This is a genomic window from Armatimonadota bacterium (genome assembly GCA_031459765.1).
GTDB classification, from domain to species: Bacteria; Sysuimicrobiota; Sysuimicrobiia; order Sysuimicrobiales; family Kaftiobacteriaceae; genus Kaftiobacterium; species Kaftiobacterium secundum.
Window position 1 is genome coordinate 172,156 of the sequence record JAVKHY010000002.1, and the last position, 17,838, is coordinate 189,993.

19 protein-coding genes are annotated in these 17,838 nt (G+C 69.8%); 6 read left to right on the forward strand and 13 right to left on the reverse strand.

The features are described 5' to 3' along the window. Positions 1-6: 6 nt before the first annotated feature. The 4 genes from sufB to QN141_03510 all read right to left on the reverse strand — a co-directional run bounded on the left by sufB (position 7) and on the right by QN141_03510 (position 3,579). Entirely contained in the window at positions 7-1,413 is a 1,407-nt protein-coding gene (gene sufB, locus QN141_03495) for a Fe-S cluster assembly protein SufB (protein ID MDR7557530.1), read from the reverse strand. Beyond that, complete coding sequence (gene sufC / locus QN141_03500) at positions 1,413-2,243, reverse strand: Fe-S cluster assembly ATPase SufC (protein ID MDR7557531.1); 831 nt, start codon at positions 2,241-2,243, stop codon at positions 1,413-1,415. The genes sufB and sufC overlap by 1 nt, the downstream gene beginning before the upstream one ends. Positions 2,244-2,320: 77 nt before the next feature. Further along, complete coding sequence (gene add / locus QN141_03505) at positions 2,321-3,346, reverse strand: adenosine deaminase (GenBank protein ID MDR7557532.1); 1,026 nt, start codon at positions 3,344-3,346, stop codon at positions 2,321-2,323. Beyond that, positions 3,343-3,579 (reverse strand): hypothetical protein, encoded by a 237-nt coding sequence (locus tag QN141_03510; GenBank protein MDR7557533.1) that lies wholly within the window; start codon positions 3,577-3,579, stop codon positions 3,343-3,345. The genes add and QN141_03510 overlap by 4 nt, the downstream gene beginning before the upstream one ends. Before the next feature lie 129 nt (positions 3,580-3,708). On the opposite strand from QN141_03510, the gene pdhA reads away from it, so the two are divergent. The 3 genes from pdhA to QN141_03525 are packed head-to-tail and all read left to right on the forward strand — an operon-like array spanning position 3,709 to position 6,911. Next, positions 3,709-4,683 carry a pyruvate dehydrogenase (acetyl-transferring) E1 component subunit alpha gene (gene pdhA / locus QN141_03515; GenBank protein MDR7557534.1) on the forward strand — a complete coding sequence of 325 codons (975 nt, stop codon included), beginning with the start codon at positions 3,709-3,711 and terminating at the stop codon, positions 4,681-4,683. A 6-nt stretch (positions 4,684-4,689) separates the two neighbouring features. Next, a complete protein-coding gene (locus QN141_03520) occupies positions 4,690-5,670 on the forward strand; it encodes a pyruvate dehydrogenase complex E1 component subunit beta (GenBank protein MDR7557535.1) in 981 nt (326 codons plus the stop codon). Positions 5,671-5,702: 32 nt separating this feature from the next. Beyond that, the gene (locus QN141_03525) at positions 5,703-6,911 is read left to right on the forward strand and encodes a dihydrolipoamide acetyltransferase family protein (GenBank protein MDR7557536.1); all 1,209 of its coding nucleotides are present in this window, start codon (positions 5,703-5,705) and stop codon (positions 6,909-6,911) included. Here QN141_03525 and QN141_03530 read toward each other — a convergent pair. The 9 genes from QN141_03530 to QN141_03570 all read right to left on the reverse strand — a co-directional run bounded on the left by QN141_03530 (position 6,902) and on the right by QN141_03570 (position 14,606). Further along, entirely contained in the window at positions 6,902-7,165 is a 264-nt protein-coding gene (locus tag QN141_03530) for a NifU N-terminal domain-containing protein (GenBank protein MDR7557537.1), read from the reverse strand. The genes QN141_03525 and QN141_03530 overlap by 10 nt on opposite strands. A 74-nt stretch (positions 7,166-7,239) precedes the next feature. Further along, a complete protein-coding gene (locus tag QN141_03535; protein ID MDR7557538.1) occupies positions 7,240-7,653 on the reverse strand; it encodes a roadblock/LC7 domain-containing protein in 414 nt (137 codons plus the stop codon). A 10-nt stretch (positions 7,654-7,663) separates the two neighbouring features. After that, positions 7,664-8,479, reverse strand: coding sequence for a FliA/WhiG family RNA polymerase sigma factor (locus QN141_03540; GenBank protein MDR7557539.1), 816 nt, complete (start codon positions 8,477-8,479; stop codon positions 7,664-7,666). A gap of 9 nt (positions 8,480-8,488) precedes the next feature. Continuing rightward, entirely contained in the window at positions 8,489-9,490 is a 1,002-nt protein-coding gene (locus QN141_03545) for a GAF domain-containing protein (GenBank protein MDR7557540.1), read from the reverse strand. A gap of 69 nt (positions 9,491-9,559) precedes the next feature. Further along, positions 9,560-10,927 carry an RNA polymerase factor sigma-54 gene (rpoN, locus tag QN141_03550; protein MDR7557541.1) on the reverse strand — a complete coding sequence of 456 codons (1,368 nt, stop codon included), beginning with the start codon at positions 10,925-10,927 and terminating at the stop codon, positions 9,560-9,562. A 10-nt stretch (positions 10,928-10,937) separates the two neighbouring features. Continuing rightward, positions 10,938-12,389 (reverse strand): response regulator, encoded by a 1,452-nt coding sequence (locus QN141_03555; GenBank protein MDR7557542.1) that lies wholly within the window; start codon positions 12,387-12,389, stop codon positions 10,938-10,940. Positions 12,390-12,481: 92 nt separating this feature from the next. Then, positions 12,482-13,834 (reverse strand): sigma-54 dependent transcriptional regulator, encoded by a 1,353-nt coding sequence (locus QN141_03560; protein ID MDR7557543.1) that lies wholly within the window; start codon positions 13,832-13,834, stop codon positions 12,482-12,484. Positions 13,835-13,998: 164 nt separating this feature from the next. Continuing rightward, positions 13,999-14,280 carry a hypothetical protein gene (locus QN141_03565; protein ID MDR7557544.1) on the reverse strand — a complete coding sequence of 94 codons (282 nt, stop codon included), beginning with the start codon at positions 14,278-14,280 and terminating at the stop codon, positions 13,999-14,001. Further along, positions 14,277-14,606 (reverse strand): hypothetical protein, encoded by a 330-nt coding sequence (locus QN141_03570; GenBank protein MDR7557545.1) that lies wholly within the window; start codon positions 14,604-14,606, stop codon positions 14,277-14,279. Before QN141_03570 ends, QN141_03565 begins: the two co-directional genes overlap by 4 nt. A gap of 326 nt (positions 14,607-14,932) precedes the next feature. Here QN141_03570 and QN141_03575 point away from each other — a divergent pair, with 326 nt between their 5' ends. The 3 genes from QN141_03575 (at position 14,933) to QN141_03585 (ending at position 17,830) form a co-directional block, all read left to right on the forward strand. Further along, entirely contained in the window at positions 14,933-15,103 is a 171-nt protein-coding gene (locus QN141_03575; GenBank protein ID MDR7557546.1) for a hypothetical protein, read from the forward strand. Between the two features lie 140 nt (positions 15,104-15,243). After that, complete coding sequence (locus tag QN141_03580) at positions 15,244-15,399, forward strand: hypothetical protein (protein ID MDR7557547.1); 156 nt, start codon at positions 15,244-15,246, stop codon at positions 15,397-15,399. A 133-nt stretch (positions 15,400-15,532) separates the two neighbouring features. Beyond that, complete coding sequence (locus tag QN141_03585; protein MDR7557548.1) at positions 15,533-17,830, forward strand: ATP-binding protein; 2,298 nt, start codon at positions 15,533-15,535, stop codon at positions 17,828-17,830. Positions 17,831-17,838 lie beyond the last annotated feature (8 nt).

Genomic DNA, 17,838 nt, shown 5'->3' on the forward strand with positions numbered 1-17,838 from the left:
GGGACGCTACCCGACCGAGCCTTCCATCTCCAGGGCGATGAGGCGGTTGAGCTCCACGGCGTATTCCAGGGGCAGCTCCTTGACGATGGGCTCGACAAACCCGCGCACGATCATGTTCATCGCCTCATCCTCCTTGACGCCGCGGCTCATCAGGTAGAAGAGCTGCTCGTCGGAGACCTTGGAGACGGTGGCCTCATGGGTGATGGAGACGTCTTCCTCGTCGATCTCCATCGTCGGATAGGTGTCGCTCCGCGAATGCTCGTCGAGGATCAGGGCGTCGCAGCGCACGGCGGAGCGGCTGCCCGCGGCGCCGGGGTAGATCTTCACCAGGCCGCGGTACCCCGCCCGGCCGCCGTCCTTGGCGATGGATTTGCTGACGATCACCGACTGGGTGTGGGGGGCGGCGTGGATGACCTTGCCCCCGGGATCCTGGTGCTGCCCCCGGCCGGCGAAGGCCACGGAGAGGATCTCCGCTTTGGCCCCCGGCTCCACCATGTAGACCGAGGGGTACTTCATCGTGAGCTTGGAGCCCAGATTCCCGTCGATCCACTCCATGGTGGCGTCCCGGTAGGCGACGGCGCGCTTGGTGACCAGGTTGTAGACGTTCGTGGACCAGTTCTGGATGGTCGTGTACCGGCAGCGCGCGCCTTCCTTAACAATGATCTCCACCACGGCGGCGTGCAGGGAGTCCGAGCTGTACACCGGCGCGGTGCAGCCCTCCACGTAGTGGACGTAGGAGCCGGGCTCGCAGATGATCAGCGTCCGCTCGAACTGGCCCACGTTCCGGGCGTTGATCCGGAAGTAGGCCTGCAGCGGGATGTCCAGCTTTACGCCCTCCGGCACATAGATGAAGGAGCCGCCGGACCACACTGCGGAGTTGAGCGCGGCCAGTTTGTTGTCCTCCGGCGGCACCACCGTCCCGAAGTACTCGCGGAACAGGTCGGGATGCTCCCGGAGGGCGCTGTCCGTGTCCAGAAACACCACGCCCAGCTTCTCCCACTCCTGCTTCAGGTTGTGGTAGACCACCTCCGAGTCGTACTGGGCACCCACGCCGGCCAGGAACTTCCGCTCCGCTTCGGGGATGCCCAGGCGGTCGTAGGTGCGCTTGATCTCGTCGGGCAGGTCCTCCCAGGACGAGACCGGCCGCTCCGTCGGCTTGACGTAGTAGTAGATGTCGTCGAAGTTGATGACGCTCAGGTCGGCGCCCCACCGCGGCAGCGGCCGCCGGACGAAATGCTCGTAGGCGTGGAGGCGGAAGGCGCGCATCCAGTCCGGCTCGCCCTTGAGGTGCGAGATCTCGCTGACGATCCCGGCGTCCAGCCCTTTCCGGGCCTTGTAGACGTAGGTCTCGGGCTCGAAGAAGCCATACTTGTACTTCTCGACGTTGATGCCCAGGGGGTTGGTCGTCGCCATCAGTGCACCACCCAGAAGACCTTGCCGGCGCGCCGGACCGCGCCTTCGTCCGCCACCTCGGCGGCGATCACCTCGAACTGCGCCTTGATTCCCTCGTACCCGGACTGCTCCAGCTCCTCGGCCAGCTCCGGCCCGCCGGAGACGACGAACCGGCCGTCGAACATGACATGGACGTAGGAGGGCCGGATGAAGTGCAGGATGCGCGAGTAGTGGGTGATCACCAGGATCCCCATCTGCCCGGCGGCCTGCTGGAACATCCGGGTCACGCCGTCGGCGACGATCTTCACCGAATCGATATCCAGTCCGGAATCGGTCTCGTCCATGATGGCGATCTCCGGTTCCAGCAGCGCCATCTGCAGGATTTCCGCGCGCTTCTTCTCGCCGCCGCTGAATCCTTCGTTCACATACCGGGTGACGATGGAGGGCTCGATGCGCAGCTCCTCCATCTTCTGGCGCAGCAGCTTCTGGAACTCGCCGACCGGCATCAGTTCCCGGTCATAGCCGCGGCGGGCGGAGACCGCGGTGCGCAGGAAGCTGGACATCGTGACCCCGGGGATACTCACCGGGTACTGGAAGGCGATGAACAGCCCCTTGCGCGCCCGCTCATCGGGACTCATCGCCAGCAGGTCCTCGCCCTTGTAGAGCACCTCCCCCTTCACCACCTGGTAGAAGGGGTTGCCCATCAGGACGTTGGCCAGCGTGGACTTCCCCGAGCCGTTGGGACCCATCAGGGCGTGAATCTCGCCCTTGCTGATGCTCAGGTTGGCCCCTTTCAGGATGACTTTGTCCTCCACCTGGACGGTGAGGTCCCGGATCTCCAGATCAGCCACGGTCGCCTCCAACGCTATTCTGGAGTAATTCAGTCAACAAATCCCAGGCCTATTGTGTCACCGGCCCCCCGAGGGTGTCAACCGGGACTGCGGCGGGCAGGCGAGGCCACAAGGCCCTCCAACCTCCGGCGCTCCTCCTCCGGCAGGAACGCGGCGCGGGCGGCGGCGGCCATGAAGTCGGCGAGGGCTCCGTCTCGCAAGGCCAGCGCCTGCGCCACCAGGGTGAGTTCCTGCGAGATGTCGGTACCCAGGAGCATCGGGTCGTCACTGTTGATCGTCACGGGGACGCCGGCATCGACCAGCCGACGGAGCGGATGGGCGGCCAGAGATCGCACCAGCCCCAGTCGGACGTTGCTGGTGGGGCAGATCTCCAGGGTGATCCGCTGGTCCCGGAGGTAGTCCAGCAGCCGGCGGTCCTCGACGGCGCGGATCCCGTGCCCGATGCGCCGGGCGCCGAGCTGGTAGATCGCCGTCCAGATGGAGCTGGGTCCGGCGAACTCTCCGGCGTGCACCGTGATGCCCAGCCCGCCCTCGCGGGCCAGGGCCAGCGGACGGGAGAAGAGACCGGGCGGATAGTTGGCCTCGTCGCCGGCCAGGTCCACGCCCACCACCCCGCAGGGGCGACAGTCCAGCGCCTCACGCACGCGCCGTTCCGCCTCCTCCGGCCCCCGCTCGCGGACCATCGTGACGATGATTCCGCTGCGGATGCCCACCGCGACCTCGGCCCGCGTGCGGGCCCGCGCCATCGCCTCGAGCATCCGGCGCATGCCGAGCAACTCGAAGGCGCGCCGGCCGCCGACACGCACTTCGACATACCGGGATCCGTGCGCGGCGGCCTCGCAGAGCAGCTCGTAGGTAATGGTCTCGATATTGTCGGCGGTGTAGAGGGCGTCGGGCACGCGTCCGGCGCGCAGCGCGTAGCGCATGCGACGCAACCGGTCGTAGCCGGCGAACCGGGCCGGGTCGGCGATGAGCGGAGCGGGCGACGGCTCCGTCGCGGCGCGCCGTTCGGCGAGGCGCCGCAGGCGCAGGGAAGTTTCCAGGTGGAGGTGCAGTTCGATCTTGGGCAACGCGCGGATGGCCGCCACTCCCGACCCGGTCATTCCCGGGCGCCCTCCTGTAACGGGGGCGCCGCCCGCTCCGCCGCCGGGGTCTCCCGCTCCAGCACCTGGCGCACGCGGCGCTCCAGATCGTCGATCGCGGCCAGGGCCCGGTCAAAATCGATCTCGCCGGTCGGCGGCGCCGCCGTCGCGGCGTCGCGCAGGGCCAGGCGCATCTCGCGCACCCTGGCCAGCATCCGCTCCAGCAGCGCCCTGGAGGAATCCGCCGAGGTCATGCTAGTATTATGGCATCGTTTTGCGCCTGCATCGAGAGGACAGGTCCATCGAGGCTGAGCCCACCGACCATGGCCGAGGCATCCCGCGCCCAGCGGCGCGGTCCTGAACCGATCCGATCCGAGGACGCGATGCCCGCGGACCTGCGGGACGCCCGGCGCTGGTACGCGGAAATGGTCCTGGCCCGCCGGTTCGAGGAAGAGGCTGAGCGCGCCTTTCGCCGCGGCAAGATCGGCGGCTACCTGCACCTCTACAGCGGGCAGGAAGCTGTGGCCGCGGGCTGGCTGGCCGAACTGCGCGACGACGACATCTTCTTCACCGCGTACCGCGACCACGCCCACGCCCTGTTCCGCGGCACCCCGCCCGGGGCGGTGATGGCCGAACTGTTCGGCAAGGCCACAGGCGTGGCCAAAGGCAAGGGCGGTTCGATGCACCTCTTCGATGTGCCCCGCGGATTCTACGGCGGCTACGGGATCGTCGGCGGCCACATCCCGCTGGCCACCGGCGCCGCCTACGCCCTGCGCTATCTGGGCACCGACCGGATCTGCCTGTGCTTCCTCGGCGACGGCGCGATGAACAGCGGGTCCTTCCACGAGCCGGTGAATATGGCCGGCCTGTGGGGCCGCGACGGATTGTGCCCCGTGGTGTACATCGTCGAGAACAACCAGTACGGGATGGGGACCTCGGTGGCGCGCGCCTCCGCCGTCCCCGACCTCGCCTCCCGCTTCGCCGCCTATGCCATCGAGCATGAGCGGGCCGACGGCATGGATTTCCTGGCCGTGCGCCGGCTCGCCCGGCGGGTGATCGCCCGCGTGCGCAGCACCGGCCGTCCCTATGCCGTGGAGATGCTCACCTACCGGTTCGCCGGCCACGGCGCCGCGGATCTGTTTCAGCCCTACCGCACCAAGGAGGAGGTGACCAAGGCGCGGGCTCACGATCCCATCACGCTCCTGGAGCGGCGGCTGCGCGAGGCCGGGGTGCTCGATGAGGCAGAGGTCGTCCGCATCCACGAAGAGGCCGCGGCCGCCGTGGCCGAGGCGGTGCGCTTCGCCGAGGAGAGCCCGGAACCGGACCGGGACGAACTCTGGACCGATGTCTACGGCTGAGTGGTCATGGCGGAACTGACCTACCGCGACGCCCTGCGCACCACCCTCATCGAGGAGATGGATCGCGACCCGACCGTGGTGTTGCTGGGCGAGGACATCGGCCTCTACCAGGGCACCTTCCGGGTGACGGCAGACCTGCTGGAGCGCTACGGCCCGCGCCGTGTCATCGACACCCCCATCTCCGAGCTGGGGTTCGTCGGGGCGGCGATCGGCATGGCGATGCTGGGCCTGCGGCCGGTGGTGGAAGTGATGACCTGGAACTTCTCGCTGCTGGCGCTGGACCAGATCGTCAACAACGCGGCCAAGCTGCGCTACTTTTCGGGCGGCCAGGTGGAGGCGCCGCTGGTGATCCGGGGCCCCAACGGTGCCGGGGTCCAGCTCTCCGCCCAGCACTCGCAGAGCCTGGAGGCCCTGTACGCCCACATCCCCGGCCTCTACGTCGTCGCCCCGGCCACGCCCGCCGAGGCCAAGGGGCTCCTGCGCACGGCGATCCGCGGCCGCAATCCGGTGATCTTCCTGGAGAACGCCGCACTGTACGGCATGAAGGGGGAGGTGCCCGACGGCGAGTTCGCCCTGCCCTTCGGCCGGGCCGAGGTCGTCCGCCGCGGGCGCGACGTGACCGTGGCCGCATACAGCCGGATGCTCCATGTGGCGCTGGCGGCGGCCGATCGCCTGCAGGGCGAGGGGATCCAGGCCGAGGTCATCAACCTGCGGACCCTGCGCCCGCTGGACGTGGACACCGTCGCGGAGTCCGTCGGCCGCACGCACCGCGCCGTCGTGGTCCAGGAGCAGTGGCGGCTGTTCGGGGCGGCGGCCGAGATCGCCGCCTCGATCTACGAGCAGGCCTTCGACCAGCTCGATGCGCCCGTGGAACGGGTCACCGGCGCCGACGTGCCGATGCCCTATGCCCGCAACCTCGAGCTCCTGGCGGTCCCCCATGAGGAAGACATCGTTCGGGCCGTGAAGAAGACGCTGTACAAGGCGTAAGGTCCCTTCCGGAGGATAGCGGAGGCGCGGCCGTGGGTGACGTGATCATGCCGAAGATGGGCGACGCCATGACCGAGGGCAGGGTCCTCAGGTGGCGGAAACGCCCCGGAGATCCGGTGCGCGCCGGCGAGGCCATCGCGGAGATCGAGACCGACAAGGTGAACGTTGACCTGGAAGCCGAGGAGAGCGGCACGCTGCTGGAGATCGTCGTCCCCGAGGGGCAGAGTGCGCCCGTCGGAGCGCGGATCGCGGTGATTGGCGCGCCCGGAGCGCAACCGACGCCTGCGGGCGCGCCCCCCACAGCGCCGGCTCCACGCCCCGCTCCGGCGCCGCCGACCGGCCCCCTCCAGGCCGAGCCCCGCGCCCCCAGGACGCGGGTGAAGGCCTCACCGCTGGCGCGGCGCCTGGCCGAGGAACACGGGCTCGACCTCTCGCGCCTCCAGGGCACCGGCCCCGACGGGCGCATCACCAAAGAGGATGTGGAAGCGCACCTGGCCCTGGGCCCGCGCGCCCCGGCCGCGGCGGAGGAAGGCGGGCCGGACTACACCGAGGAGACACCGGGCCGCATGCGGGCCACGATTGCGCGGCGCATGGCCGAAAGCAAACTGCAGGCGCCTCACTTCTACGTGACGGTGCAGGTGGTGATGGACGACGCGCTGCGGGCGCGTCAGCAGCTCAACCGGGACCTCAAGGAGGAGCGGCGGGTCACCGTGAACGACTTCGTCATCCGCGCCGCCGCCCTGGCCCTGCGCGCCTTCCCCAATCTCAACAGCGCCTTCGTGAACGGGAAGATCCGCCGCTTTCGACGGATCAACATCGCCGTGGCCGTGGCCCTACCCGACGGGTTGATCGCGCCGGTGTTGCGCGACTGCGACCGGAAGTCCCTCCTCCAGATCAGCGAGGAAGCCCGCGCCCTGACCGAGCGGACGCGCTCCGGGCACCTGCGGCCCGACGACTACGAGGGGGGAACGTTCACCATCAGCAACCTGGGGATGTTCGACTTCGTGGAGAACTTCGTCGCCATCATCAACCCGCCCCATGCCGCGATCCTGGCCGTCGGCGCCGCCCAGCCGCGGGCCGTGGTGCGCGGCGGCCAACTCGGCGTGGCCACGACGATGGCCCTGACGCTCTCCGCCGACCACCGCGTCACCGACGGCGCCGAAGCGGCGCGCTTCCTCGGCGAGATCAAGCGCCTCCTGGAGAATCCCTTCCTGTTGTTCGTGGATGCGCCTCAGGCGTAGTGGCTGCGGATGGCGGCCTCGACCTGCGGGGCGAGGGTCTCCCACGGCACCTCGGGATTCCGGGTCACCGTGATGAAATCGTTGAGGAAGAAGACCTGCACGACGCCGTGGATCCCCAGGAGGCGCTGGGCCAGCGGCGGCGCGGTGCCCTCTTCCCCTGCGCGGTAGGTCTGGCCCCGGCCCGCCGTCACCTGTCGGTCGAGCACGAACTTCAGGGCGTTGATGTTGGGCGTGGGCTGGACCTGGATGGACACCCCCATACCTCTACGGTATGGGGCGGACCGGGCCTCTGGCAAGCACCTCCCGTCCGCCTCCGGCCGGTTCGCGCTCAGGAGGCGGCCGCGGCCGGACCCGCCGCACTGCGGGGAGCGGGCGGCGCCTGCAGTTCGTCCTGCACCGCGGAGACCAGGTCGACGGTGGCGTGGCGGAGGTGCATGCGCAGGGCGCCGGCCGGTGTCTGGGCTGTGCCCACGAGGGCGACAACGATGGGACCCATGGGCGTGATCACCAGCGGACGCCCCCGATAGAGGATCACGACGGCCTCGGGCCCGCCGAAAGCGGTCATCTCCCCCAACCGCTCCGACACCATCACGCTGCTCGCGGCATAGGCGGCCAGAGACTCCAGGTCCACTCCGGCGTCGTCCACCGCCTCCAGGAGGAGGCCGTCGGCGGAGGAGATGAGGGCGGCGGCCGCCCCCGACTGTTCCTTCAGTCCTTTCAAGATCGCCGCCAGACGTGGCATGATCGGTCCCTCAGACCGTGATTTGTCCGGGGCCCGTCCGCGGCCCCGGCTCTTCCGTCTCCTCCAGCCAGTGCGCCAGCGCCAGGTGTGTCCGCAGGGTGTGGAGCGCCTCCCGCCGCAGCTGGCCGACCCGGGACTCGGTGACGCCGAGGATGCGCCCGATCTCGGCCAGGGTCAGGCCTTCGCAGTAGTAGAGTCCGACCACCACTTTGTGGCGCACCGGAAGCGCCGCGATGGCTCGCCACAGCTCGGCGTCGAGGGCGTCGCGCTCCACATCCAGGAGCACATCGTCGCCGGCGTCGCGCGCCAGTTGCGCCGACAGCCGGTCGGTCTCGGCGAACTCGCCTTCGAGGGAGAGCAGGGAGGCCCCCCGGGCGTCCTGCAGGACGCGGCCCAGCCGCCGGGGGGTGAATCCCGTGGCCCGAGCCAGCTCGCCGTCGGTGGGCGGGCGGCCCAGCCGCCGCATCATCCGCTGCGCCTCGGCCTGCACACGGTGCACCGTCCGGCGCGCCACCCGGGGCAGCAGATCCAGGGTGCGGAGGTAGTCGTACATCGCGCCCCGGATGCGCAGGCGGGCGAAGGCCTCGAAGGGAATGCCCCGATCCGGATCGTACCGATCGATGGCCTCCAGGAGGCCGACGATCCCGTAGCCTTCCAGGTCTTCCGCCCGCACCGAAGGCGGCAGCCGGCCGGCCATCTGGCCGGCCTGGGCGCGCACCAGCGGCAGGTAGAGGAGCGCCAGCCGCTCGCGGGCTTCCCCGTCGCGCCGGGTCTTCAGGCGCGCCCACAGTTCCCCGGCATCCTCGCGGTGATCGGCCATGGCCATCGATCCCGTCTACCCGACCTCGCGCATCGCGGCCGCCGCACGGTCCAGCAGCTCTTCGGCGGAGGAGGCGCCGGCGCTCGACGTCGCCCCGATGCGCAGGCCGCCCCGCGCCTCGCGGGGAAGGGCGCCACGCACGTCGGCCGTGATCCGCTCGACCACCGATGCGGCCCGGGCCCCGCCCACCCCGGCCAGCAGGATCCCCCAGCGCCCGGGGGCCAGCGCGGCGGCAAGATCGCACGAGCGCATCGCCTCGTGGAGGCGCCGCGTCACCCGCTGGATCAGCGACGGCTCCTCCGAAACGCCCGGCGCGCCGTAGTCCGCGCCGCCCAGTTCCAGGATCACCACCGTGAATTCCGCCGGGTGTTGCCGCCCGCGCTGCATCTCCTCCTCGATGCGTGCCCGGAAGTGGTGACCGTTGCTTAGGCCGGTGCGGGGGTCCTGATAGGCGAGCTCCTGCAGCCGGGCCGTGCGCCGCAGACGACCGAGACAGCCGCCCAGGGCGTCGGCGGAGCGACCCAGGCGCCCGAACTCCGCGGCGGTGAACGGCCGGGCGCTGCGGGCCAGGGCCAGCACTCCGGCGACGATGCCGTTCTGCACCAGCGGAAGGGCCAGGAAGGCCCGCAGCGCACCGTCGGGGAACGGCGACCGACCGTCCCCCTCGTTGGGATCGGGGATCACCACCGGCCGGCCTTCTTGTGCCACCCAGGCGGACAGACCGCGCCCCCGCGCGAACCGGACCTCCTCCGCGAGGTCGATGCGGTTGCCCCGCACCGCCACAGGGACGAGTCGGCCGCTCCCCCACTCGGTGACGTAGAGGGTCCCGTGCTCGAAGCCGACGGCGCGGTGCACGAGGTCGAGAAAGCGCTTGTAGGCCACGCCGAGCGGGAGGTCCTCTTCCGCCAGGGCGGTCAGCTCCAGCCGGAGGACCGTCTCCTCGGCTGCGGCGACGAGCTCGGATTCCGCAACCGGCCCGTCCGCCCGCGTCGGCTTGCCGGGCCTGTGCGCTGCCATCGTCTCGACCTCACCCGATCCTGGAAGCAACCGGCGTGCCGGGGCGGCCCGGCCGGAAGGCGGGGCGTCTCAGCGCGACGCGGCGACGGCGCGCGGCCCGCCCCCGCGTGCCGTGGACGGCGGAATGGCCAGCTCCTCCCGGTACTTGGTGACGGTCCGCCGGGCGATCCTGATCCCTTCCCGCAGCAGGAGGCGGGCGATCTCCTCGTCGGTGAGGGGACGGGTCTCCGCGGCGATGATCTCGCGGATGCGGTCCTTGATGGGCAGCGACTGATCGAAGAAGATGTCGAAACTCACCACCCGACCGTTCGGCAGCTGCACGAACTTCCCGTCCAGGGCCCGGCTCACGGTGGATTCGCTGATCCCCAGTTCTGTCGCCACCATGGCCTTCGTCAGCGGCTTGAGGTACGCATCGCCGCGCTCCAGGTACTCCCACTGGGTCCGCACGACGGCCTGGACGATGTTGGCCATGGTCCAGTTGCGGCGCTGCACGGCTTCGATGAAGAGCTTGGCGCGGCTGACGTAGTCCCGGACGTGCTCCCGCGACTCGGCGGAGTAGCCGGCGCTGGCCCGGCGCATCTGCCGGCGAAGGTCCTCGTAGAAGGCGTTGACGCGCAGCTGATAGGCGTCCTGCCGGACGAGCTCGACGGCGAACCCCTCCTCCGTGCGGCGGATGACGAAGTCCGGTCGCGCCACCTCGCCGGGACGCACGGTGCCCTCCTCCCGCTCCAGCCGGTACCGCTCGCCGGGATAGGGATAGCACGTGGCCTTGATGAACGCCTGCGCATCCCTGACCTCGGCGACCTTGACGCCCAGCGCCTGCGCCACTTTCTCAAACCGCCGCGCCGCCAGGTCGGCCAGGTGTGTCTCCACGATGCGCTGCGCCAGCCGGTTGACCGGCGTGGGCTCCATCACCCGCAACTGCAGGAGCAGGCACTCCTCCACGTTCCGGGCCCCGACGCCGACCGGCTCGAAGCGCTGGATGCGGCCGAGCACGGCCTCCACCTCCTCCTCGGCGGCGTTGAGTTCCTGCGCCACCTGGACGACCGTCGCCTCGAGGTAGCCGTTGTCGTTGATATAGCCGATCAGCCGCTCGCCGATGGCGTGGTCGCGCGGGCTCAGCCCCTGGGCCTGCAGCGTCATCAGCAGGTGCTCCTGCAGAGAGACCGGCGCGGCGATTCGCTGGTAGGGATCGTACTCTTCGTCGTCGGGTGTCCAGCGGGTCAGCGACGTCCCCTCTGCGGCCCACGGATCCGTCTCCGGCGCGGCCCGGTCGTCGAGCTCAAGGGCGGGGTTCTCGCTCAGTTCCTGTTCGATGCGGGCCAGCATCTCATTGATCGGGAGGACGAGCAGCGAGTTCACCAGCATGAGCTTGGGGACCATGCGCTGCTGCAGCAGCGGCCGAGCCTCGGCGGTCGTCCGGAGACGGTGGTCCATGGTGCGCTCCCTACCCGGCGTCCGCGGCCGCGGCGACCAGGCCCGGCAGGGGCGAGAGCTCTCCGGCTTCCAGGCAGGCCAGCAGCGCGTCCACCACCCGGGGGTCGAACTGCGTCCCGCGCCAGCGGGTCAGCTCCGCCACGGCCTGGGCCAGGGGCAGCGCCTCGCGGTAGCGGCGGGCACTGGTCATGCTCTCCAGCGCATCCGCCGCGGTGAGAATGCGGGCTTCCAGGGGAATCTGCTCGCCCTGCAGGCCCAGCGGGTACCCGGTGCCATCCCACCGCTCGTGGTGGAACAGCACCGCTTCGACGACCCGCCGCGAGAAATCGGCCATGGCCAGAATCCTGGCGCCCATCAGCGTGTGCATCTTCATCCAGTCGTACTCTTCCGGGGTGAGGTCGCCCGGCTTGAGGAGGATGCCGTCGCCGATCCCGATCTTCCCGATGTCGTGCAACAGCGCGGCAATCTTCAAATCTTCAATGGCCTCCCCGCTCACCCCCAGCCGCCGGCCGATCCGTTCGGCGTAGTGCGCCAGGCGGTCGGAATGCCCCCGGGTCGGATGATCCCGGAGGTCCACGGCCGCGGCCAGGGCGTACACGGTGTTCCAGTAGGAGCGGCGCAGCCGCCTGAACAGGCGGATGTTCTCGATGGCGATCGCCCCCTGGGCGCCGATCAGGCGCAGCACGTCGTGGTCGGACGGGGAGAAGGGCGCGGCGGACCGACGGACGCTGAGGACCCCGAGCACGCTGCCGCCGGCCTGCAGAGGCAGGGAGAGCGTCGTGCCGTCGGCGGCGCCGTCCGCCGTGCCGGCGGTCATCCGGGCCAGGTCGTCGGCGCGCACGCGCCAGAAGGCGGACATCCCGCCGTCCGCCGCGGACGCTCCCGGCGTTCCCGCGCTCCGGGATGCGGCCACGACGACGTCGCGGCCGTCCTCATCGACGGAGACCAGGATGGCCTCCTCTCCATCGAGTTCGTGCCGGGCGGTCTCGGTGATCACGCGGTACATGCGGCTCTGGTCCGCGTCGGTGAGCCGGGTGCCCTGCAGGTCCAGTAGCGGTGTGAGCGACCGGAGGCGGGTGTTCTTCCGGTAGAACTGCCCCTTGCGCAGCCCCTCCTCCACCGTCCGGCGGAGGTCGTCGGCGGAAAAGGGCTTCATCAAAAAGCCGTTCACGCCGAAGCGCACGGTCTCCAGCAGGCTGTCGAACTCGCTGAATCCGGTCATGACCACCACGGAGACATCCGGGGCGACGGCCACAATCTGACGGGCCGCGTCCAGCCCGCCCATGCCGGGCATCTTCAGGTCCGTGAGCAGCAGGTCCGGGGGGGTCTTGCGGGCCAGGGCAATCGCCGTGGGGCCGTCGGCCGCGGTGCACAGATCACAGGACGGAGCCAGGATCCGCGAGCACAGTTCCCGGATCGGCGCCTCATCGTCCACGATCAGAACCTTCGGTCTGGATGCCACCGGCCACCTCGATCGATGCCGCGGATCCCGCCGGGGCGTCCCGGAGCAACTTTCGTGCCACGGGTCGCCATCAAAAAACCGTCGCCCGCCGGTCAGCCCGTCTCCTGCATCAGCCGGTGGGCGCGGATCTTCTCGTCCAGCGCGGCGCGGGAGATCCCCAGGACCCGGCCCGCCTCCTCCAGATTCCAGTTCGTCATCTTGAGCACGGCGTCGATGTGACGGCGCTCCGCCTCCGCCAGCGTGTAGGCTTTGGGAAAGACCGCCCCTCCCGCCCCCTGGTCGTCCAGCCAGATCTCCTCCGCCCCGATCACCTCGCCCTGCGCCAGGATGACGACGCGCTGGATGGTGTACTCCAGCTCCCGGACGTTGCCCGGCCAGCTGTGGTTGCGCAGTTTCTTCATGGCCAGCGGAGAGAACCCCTTGATGCGCTTGTTGAAGGCCACCGCGTACTTGTTTACGAAGTGCATGGCCAGCGGCTGGATGTCCTCGCGCCGCTCGCGCAGTGGCGGCAGCTCCATCGGCACCACGCTCAGCCGGTAGTAGAGATCCTCGCGGAACTGGCCGTCGGCGATGGCCTTGCGCAGATCCTTGTGCGTGGCCGCGATGACCCGGGCGTTGACATCGATGGGCCTGTTCCCCCCGACGCGTTCGATCACCCGTTCCTGGAGGACGCGCAGCAGCTTCACCTGCATCGTCGGGCTCATATCCCCGATCTCGTCCAGGAAAATCGTCCCGTCCTGGGCGCGCTCGAACTTTCCCACGCGGCTGGCCACGGCGCTGGTGAAGGCCCCCTTCTCATGGCCGAACAGTTCCGTCTCCAGCAGCGTCTCCGGGATCGCGCCGCAGTTCACGACGACGAAGGGACCTTTGCTGCGCGGGCTCTGCAGGTGGATGGAGCGGGCCAGCAGTTCCTTGCCCGTCCCGGTCTCGCCGTAGATCAGGACCGTGGCGTCGGTGGGCGCCACGGCCGCGGCCAGCTGCAGGACCTGCCGCATCTTGGGCGAGGTGCCGACGATGCCTTCGAACTTGAAGGACCGCAACAACTCATCCTGCAGGGCGCGGTTCTCCTGGACCAGCCGGCCGCGTTCCAGGGCCTGGTTCACGACAATCATCAGCTCTTCGGGGCGGAAGGGCTTCGCCACGTAGTCATAGGCCCCGAGTTTGATGGCCTGGATCGCGGTGTCGATCGTGGAGAAGGCCGTGATCAGGATGACCAGCGCATCCGGGTCCTGCTCCATGATGGCCCGGAGCACGCTGAGGCCGTCGAGCTTGGGGAGTTTGAGATCGAGCAGCACCAGATCGTAGCGGCGCGCCCGGGCCTTGGCCAGGCCCTCCTCCCCGTCCGCGGCCTCGTCCACGACAAATCCTTCCTGGGTGAGGAGCTTGGTGAGGAGGCGCCGCAGGTTTTCCTCGTCATCGACGACGAGGATGCGAGTCTCGGGCACGGCCGGTGGGGGATCCGCCTTCGGCACGCTGTGTTCATGCCCCGGCGGCTGCTCTCGTAGACAGCCCCGCCGCCCGGCCGGCTGCAGCGCCGCGGTGCGTCCCCCCTGAGGTCAGCATAGCGCGACGCCGCCGGTGATCCGGGCGGCGGGTATTCCTGCAGTCTTCAGCGCATCGCCGCCTGCAGCCGGGCTGCGGCGGCGGCCACGCGCTGAGACGGAACCTCCGCCACGATCTGGCCGGTCCGCGCATCGCAGAACCGGACCCAGACCTGCGACGCCTCGTCCACACGCAGGTGCGCCACAATCTCCGCCGCCCCGGCGGCCCCCCCCTCCGGTGCGGCGGGATCCGGCGTCGGGGGGACACTCCCCCGCTCGGCCAGGGCCCGGCGGGCCCGCTCGAAGAGATCGTCGAACCCCGGGACCGAGGTCTCGCCGGACGCCGTCATAGCGGGGTCCACACGGCGACGCCGTCGTCAGGATGCCGCGCCCGAACCATGTGGCGGACGAGCAGCGCCTGGTTGGCGCGCTCCACCCGGCCGAGCTGGCGGATGATCGCCGCGATACGCGGGGCGATCTCACGCACCTCGGCGGTCTCGGCCGCCTCCAGAGGGGCGCGGGCGGCCTCCAGGCGGCGGAGGGTCGAGAGCCGGGCCAGTTCCGCAACCCGCAGGGCGTACAGCCCACCAAACCGCCCCTCCCGCAACAACCTGTGGCGCAGGCGGGCGATGGCCAGCAGCTCACGATGCACGGCCAGTTCCTGGTCCAAGATCATCCTCAACGGTGTCCGGTCGTCGTTCATCCTCCGTCCCTGCCACCGGGCGTCCGCATCCCAGCACAGAGCAAAAGCGATGCCGCGGCGGTCCCTGATGGGACTGTGCTCCGCAGGCGGACCTGCCGATAGGCAGAGCGGGGGGCCGCGGGCCCGGCGTCCCGCTGCGCGAACAGCGGTACGAACGGCCGCAGGGGCGCGCCGCGACCGGCGGAGCGGTTGATTGACTTCGCCGTCGCCCCTGTGCTAGGCTCGACGCTGCTGCGAAGACCTGGATCATCCTCTCCCCCCGGGATGAGGGTCTATCCCGAGGACAAAGGAGTGGAGAGATGAAGAAGATCCTGGCCGCGATGCTCCTGGCGATGCTGGTGTTCGTCGCCACATCCGTCTCCTGGGGCCAGGAGGCCGGCGCCGGCGCGGAGTCGGTCACCTGGGAAAGCGTGACCTGGGAGGGCGTGACCTGGGAGGGCTTCGGCGACTTCGGCGTGACCTGGGAGTAACGACGGCAAGAGCGGCGGGGGGAGGCGCGCGGCGCCTTCCCCCGCTTTCATTTTTTCGCACACCTTCCCGCCGTGGCACGAAACTTGCTCAATTTTCCTCCTGGAGAACGGGTATGGCTGCTCACGGGAGGGAAGTCGTCATGCGTAGGCTCGTCGCGGGGATCCTGTTCGTGCTGGCCCTCTTCGCCGCCACGTCCGTCTCCTGGGGCCAGGAGGCCGGCGCCGGCGCGGAGTCGGTCACCTGGGAGAGCGTGACCTGGGAGGGCTTCGGCGACTTCGGCGTGACCTGGGAATAGCCGGGTGCGGCCGCGGGGACGCCTGAGGAGGCGTCCCCGCGGCGTATGGTATACAGGGGGGAGGAGGCGGGCGCCGGTCCGTCCCTCCCCGCCTGGTGTTGGAAGACGCACGGAGCACCGGAGACGCGCGCGCATGCGGCAGCTTCCCCCGCGGGCACGGGTTTTCGTTCTGGGGACGATCGTCCTCGGAGCGGGCATCACCGCGGCCATCCCCTATCTGCCGGGGGGTCTGCCGCCTCTCAACCTCCACGTCCTGATCTTCCTGGCCGCGGCGCTGGTGGCGCAGCTGGTCGGGGTGCGCTGGTTCATGCCGGGCCTGGAAGGACAGGCCTGGTCCCTGATCTCGGCGGTGCTGATTCCCTCCATCATCCTGTTCCCGCCGGCGACCGTCGTCATCATCGTCCTCATCACCTTTGCGGCCTATGCCGTCAAGCGCCGGTCCCTTCCCTGGTATCAGAACGCCTGGAACATCGCCCAGCACGAGGTGGCCGTGCTGGTCGCGGCGCTGGTCTGGGGCAACGTGCGTCCCGCCAGCAGCGGCGGATGGCTGGCGGTGCACTGGTATGCCGCGGCGTTCTTCGCCGGTGCGGCCTTCTACCTCCTGAACAACCTGCAGACCAACACCGTCCTGGCCCTGGCCACGGGCCGGCCCTTCCGGCAGGTCGGCATCTTCTCCCGCGTCAACTTCTCCCGCGAGCTGGTCCTGACATGGCTGGGGGTCGTCATCGCCGATCTGTGGCTGGTCAACCCGTGGCGCACCGTGCTGCTGATCGTGCCGCTGATCGGTCTGTCCCAGATGCTGCGCAGCCAGGTGGAAGACGCCCAGCGCATCCGCCGCGCCCAGGTCGAAGCGGAGGGTCGCGCCCAGCAACTTTCCAGCCTCAATGAGTTGAGCCGCGCCCTGACCAGCAGCCTGGATTTCGACCAGGTCTTCGATGCGCTTTACGCCCAGCTGGCCAAGACCGTCACTCTGGATGTGCTCTCCATCGCCCTCCTCGACCCCCACACCAACCAGCTTGAGTTCCACGTGATGAAGGCGGGCCAGGGGATGCTGCCGACCATAGTGCGGCGGGCGGAAGCGCCCGAGCTGCGCGGCCTCCTGGCGGCCCGCACCCCCCTCGTCCTGATGCCGGCGCGCCATCGGGACACCGTGGAAGCGGTCAGCCCCCACGGGGTGTTGCTCGAGACGGCCGCGGTGACGGTCGTCCCGATGACCCTGGCCGAGCGGACGGTGGGCCTGATGCTCCTGGGCACCAGGGAGCCCCCGCTGCCGGCGCACCTCGATCTGGTGTCGACCATGGCCAGCCAGGTCGCGGTGGCCGCGGAGAAGGTCGAGCTGTTCCAGCGGGAGCGGCGCAAGACCGCCCAGCTGTCGGCCATCACGCAGGTCAGCAAGAAGATCGTCACCATTCACAACGTCGACGTCCTGTTGCAGCAGACCTCGCGGTTGATCGAGGAGTCCTTCGGCTTCGCCCGCGTGGAGGTGGCCCTGCACACCGACGGCGCGGCGCCGGCCCCCGCGGAAGGCGCCGCCGCGGACATCCCGATCTTCTACCGGGACCAGACCATCGGGGTGATGCGCGTCTGGCTCCATCCCGGCACGGTGCTCTCCGCCGACGACCTCTCGATGCTCCAGACGCTGGCTGACGAGATCGCCGTGGCCATCGAGAACGCGCGCCTGTACGAGCACCTGCAGATGCAGATGGGCATGCTGGAGCAGACCCAGCTGCAGCTGCTGCAGTCCGCCAAACTGGCCACCATCGGCGAGCTGGCCGCCTTCATCGCCCACGAGATCAACAACCCGCTGACCAGCGTCCTGGGCTACGCCTCCCTGGTGCTGAGTGAGACGCCGCCGGACGATCCCAAGCGGGCCGACGTGGAGGTCATCGAGAAGGAGGCCCTGCGGGCCCGGAGCATTGTCCGGGACCTGCTGGGCTATGCCCGGCAGACGGACTCGGCGATGGAGCCCACCCAGGTGAACGAGGCCATCGAGAGCGTGCTGTCGCTGGTGCGCCAGCGGGCGGATGCGGCCAACGTGACGATCACGGCGCGCTTCGATCCCGCGGCGCCCACCATCCTGGCCGACGTCAACCAGCTGAAGCAGGTGTTCATCAACATCCTGAACAACGCCATCGACGCCATGCCCCAGGGCGGAACGGTGGAGGTCACGACCCGTCCGGTGAGCGTGAACGGCACCGGGCCGGGGGTCGAAATTTCCTTCCAGGACAGCGGCACCGGCATCGAGCCGCAGCACCTGGAGAAGATCTTCGACGCCTTCTTCACGACCAAGGGCGCGGGGCGGGGCACGGGGCTGGGGTTGCCGATCAGCAAACGCATCGTGGAGCGGCACGGCGGAACGATCTCCGTGCGCAGCGTGCAGGGTCAGGGCAGCTGCTTTGTGATTCGCCTGCCGGCCGCGCCGGCGGCGTGACCGAGGGT

Bases quoted from the DNA above. Each gene is read 5' to 3' on its own strand.
- QN141_03585 (MDR7557548.1), top strand. From the start codon at position 15,533: ATGCGGCAGCTTCCCCCGCGGGCACGGGTTTTCGTTCTGGGGACGATC.
- QN141_03570 (MDR7557545.1), bottom strand. From the start codon at position 14,606: ATGATCTTGGACCAGGAACTGGCCGTGCATCGTGAGCTGCTGGCCATC.
- rpoN (MDR7557541.1), bottom strand. From the start codon at position 10,927: ATGGACCACCGTCTCCGGACGACCGCCGAGGCTCGGCCGCTGCTGCAG.
- QN141_03545 (MDR7557540.1), bottom strand. From the start codon at position 9,490: ATGGCAGCGCACAGGCCCGGCAAGCCGACGCGGGCGGACGGGCCGGTT.
- QN141_03540 (MDR7557539.1), bottom strand. From the start codon at position 8,479: ATGGCCATGGCCGATCACCGCGAGGATGCCGGGGAACTGTGGGCGCGC.
- pdhA (MDR7557534.1), top strand. From the start codon at position 3,709: ATGCCCGCGGACCTGCGGGACGCCCGGCGCTGGTACGCGGAAATGGTC.
- QN141_03520 (MDR7557535.1), top strand. From the start codon at position 4,690: ATGGCGGAACTGACCTACCGCGACGCCCTGCGCACCACCCTCATCGAG.
- QN141_03565 (MDR7557544.1), bottom strand. From the start codon at position 14,280: ATGACGGCGTCCGGCGAGACCTCGGTCCCGGGGTTCGACGATCTCTTC.
- add (MDR7557532.1), bottom strand. From the start codon at position 3,346: ATGACCGGGTCGGGAGTGGCGGCCATCCGCGCGTTGCCCAAGATCGAA.
- QN141_03575 (MDR7557546.1), top strand. From the start codon at position 14,933: ATGAAGAAGATCCTGGCCGCGATGCTCCTGGCGATGCTGGTGTTCGTC.
- QN141_03535 (MDR7557538.1), bottom strand. From the start codon at position 7,653: ATGCCACGTCTGGCGGCGATCTTGAAAGGACTGAAGGAACAGTCGGGG.
- QN141_03580 (MDR7557547.1), top strand. From the start codon at position 15,244: ATGCGTAGGCTCGTCGCGGGGATCCTGTTCGTGCTGGCCCTCTTCGCC.
- QN141_03510 (MDR7557533.1), bottom strand. From the start codon at position 3,579: ATGACCTCGGCGGATTCCTCCAGGGCGCTGCTGGAGCGGATGCTGGCC.
- sufB (MDR7557530.1), bottom strand. From the start codon at position 1,413: ATGGCGACGACCAACCCCCTGGGCATCAACGTCGAGAAGTACAAGTAT.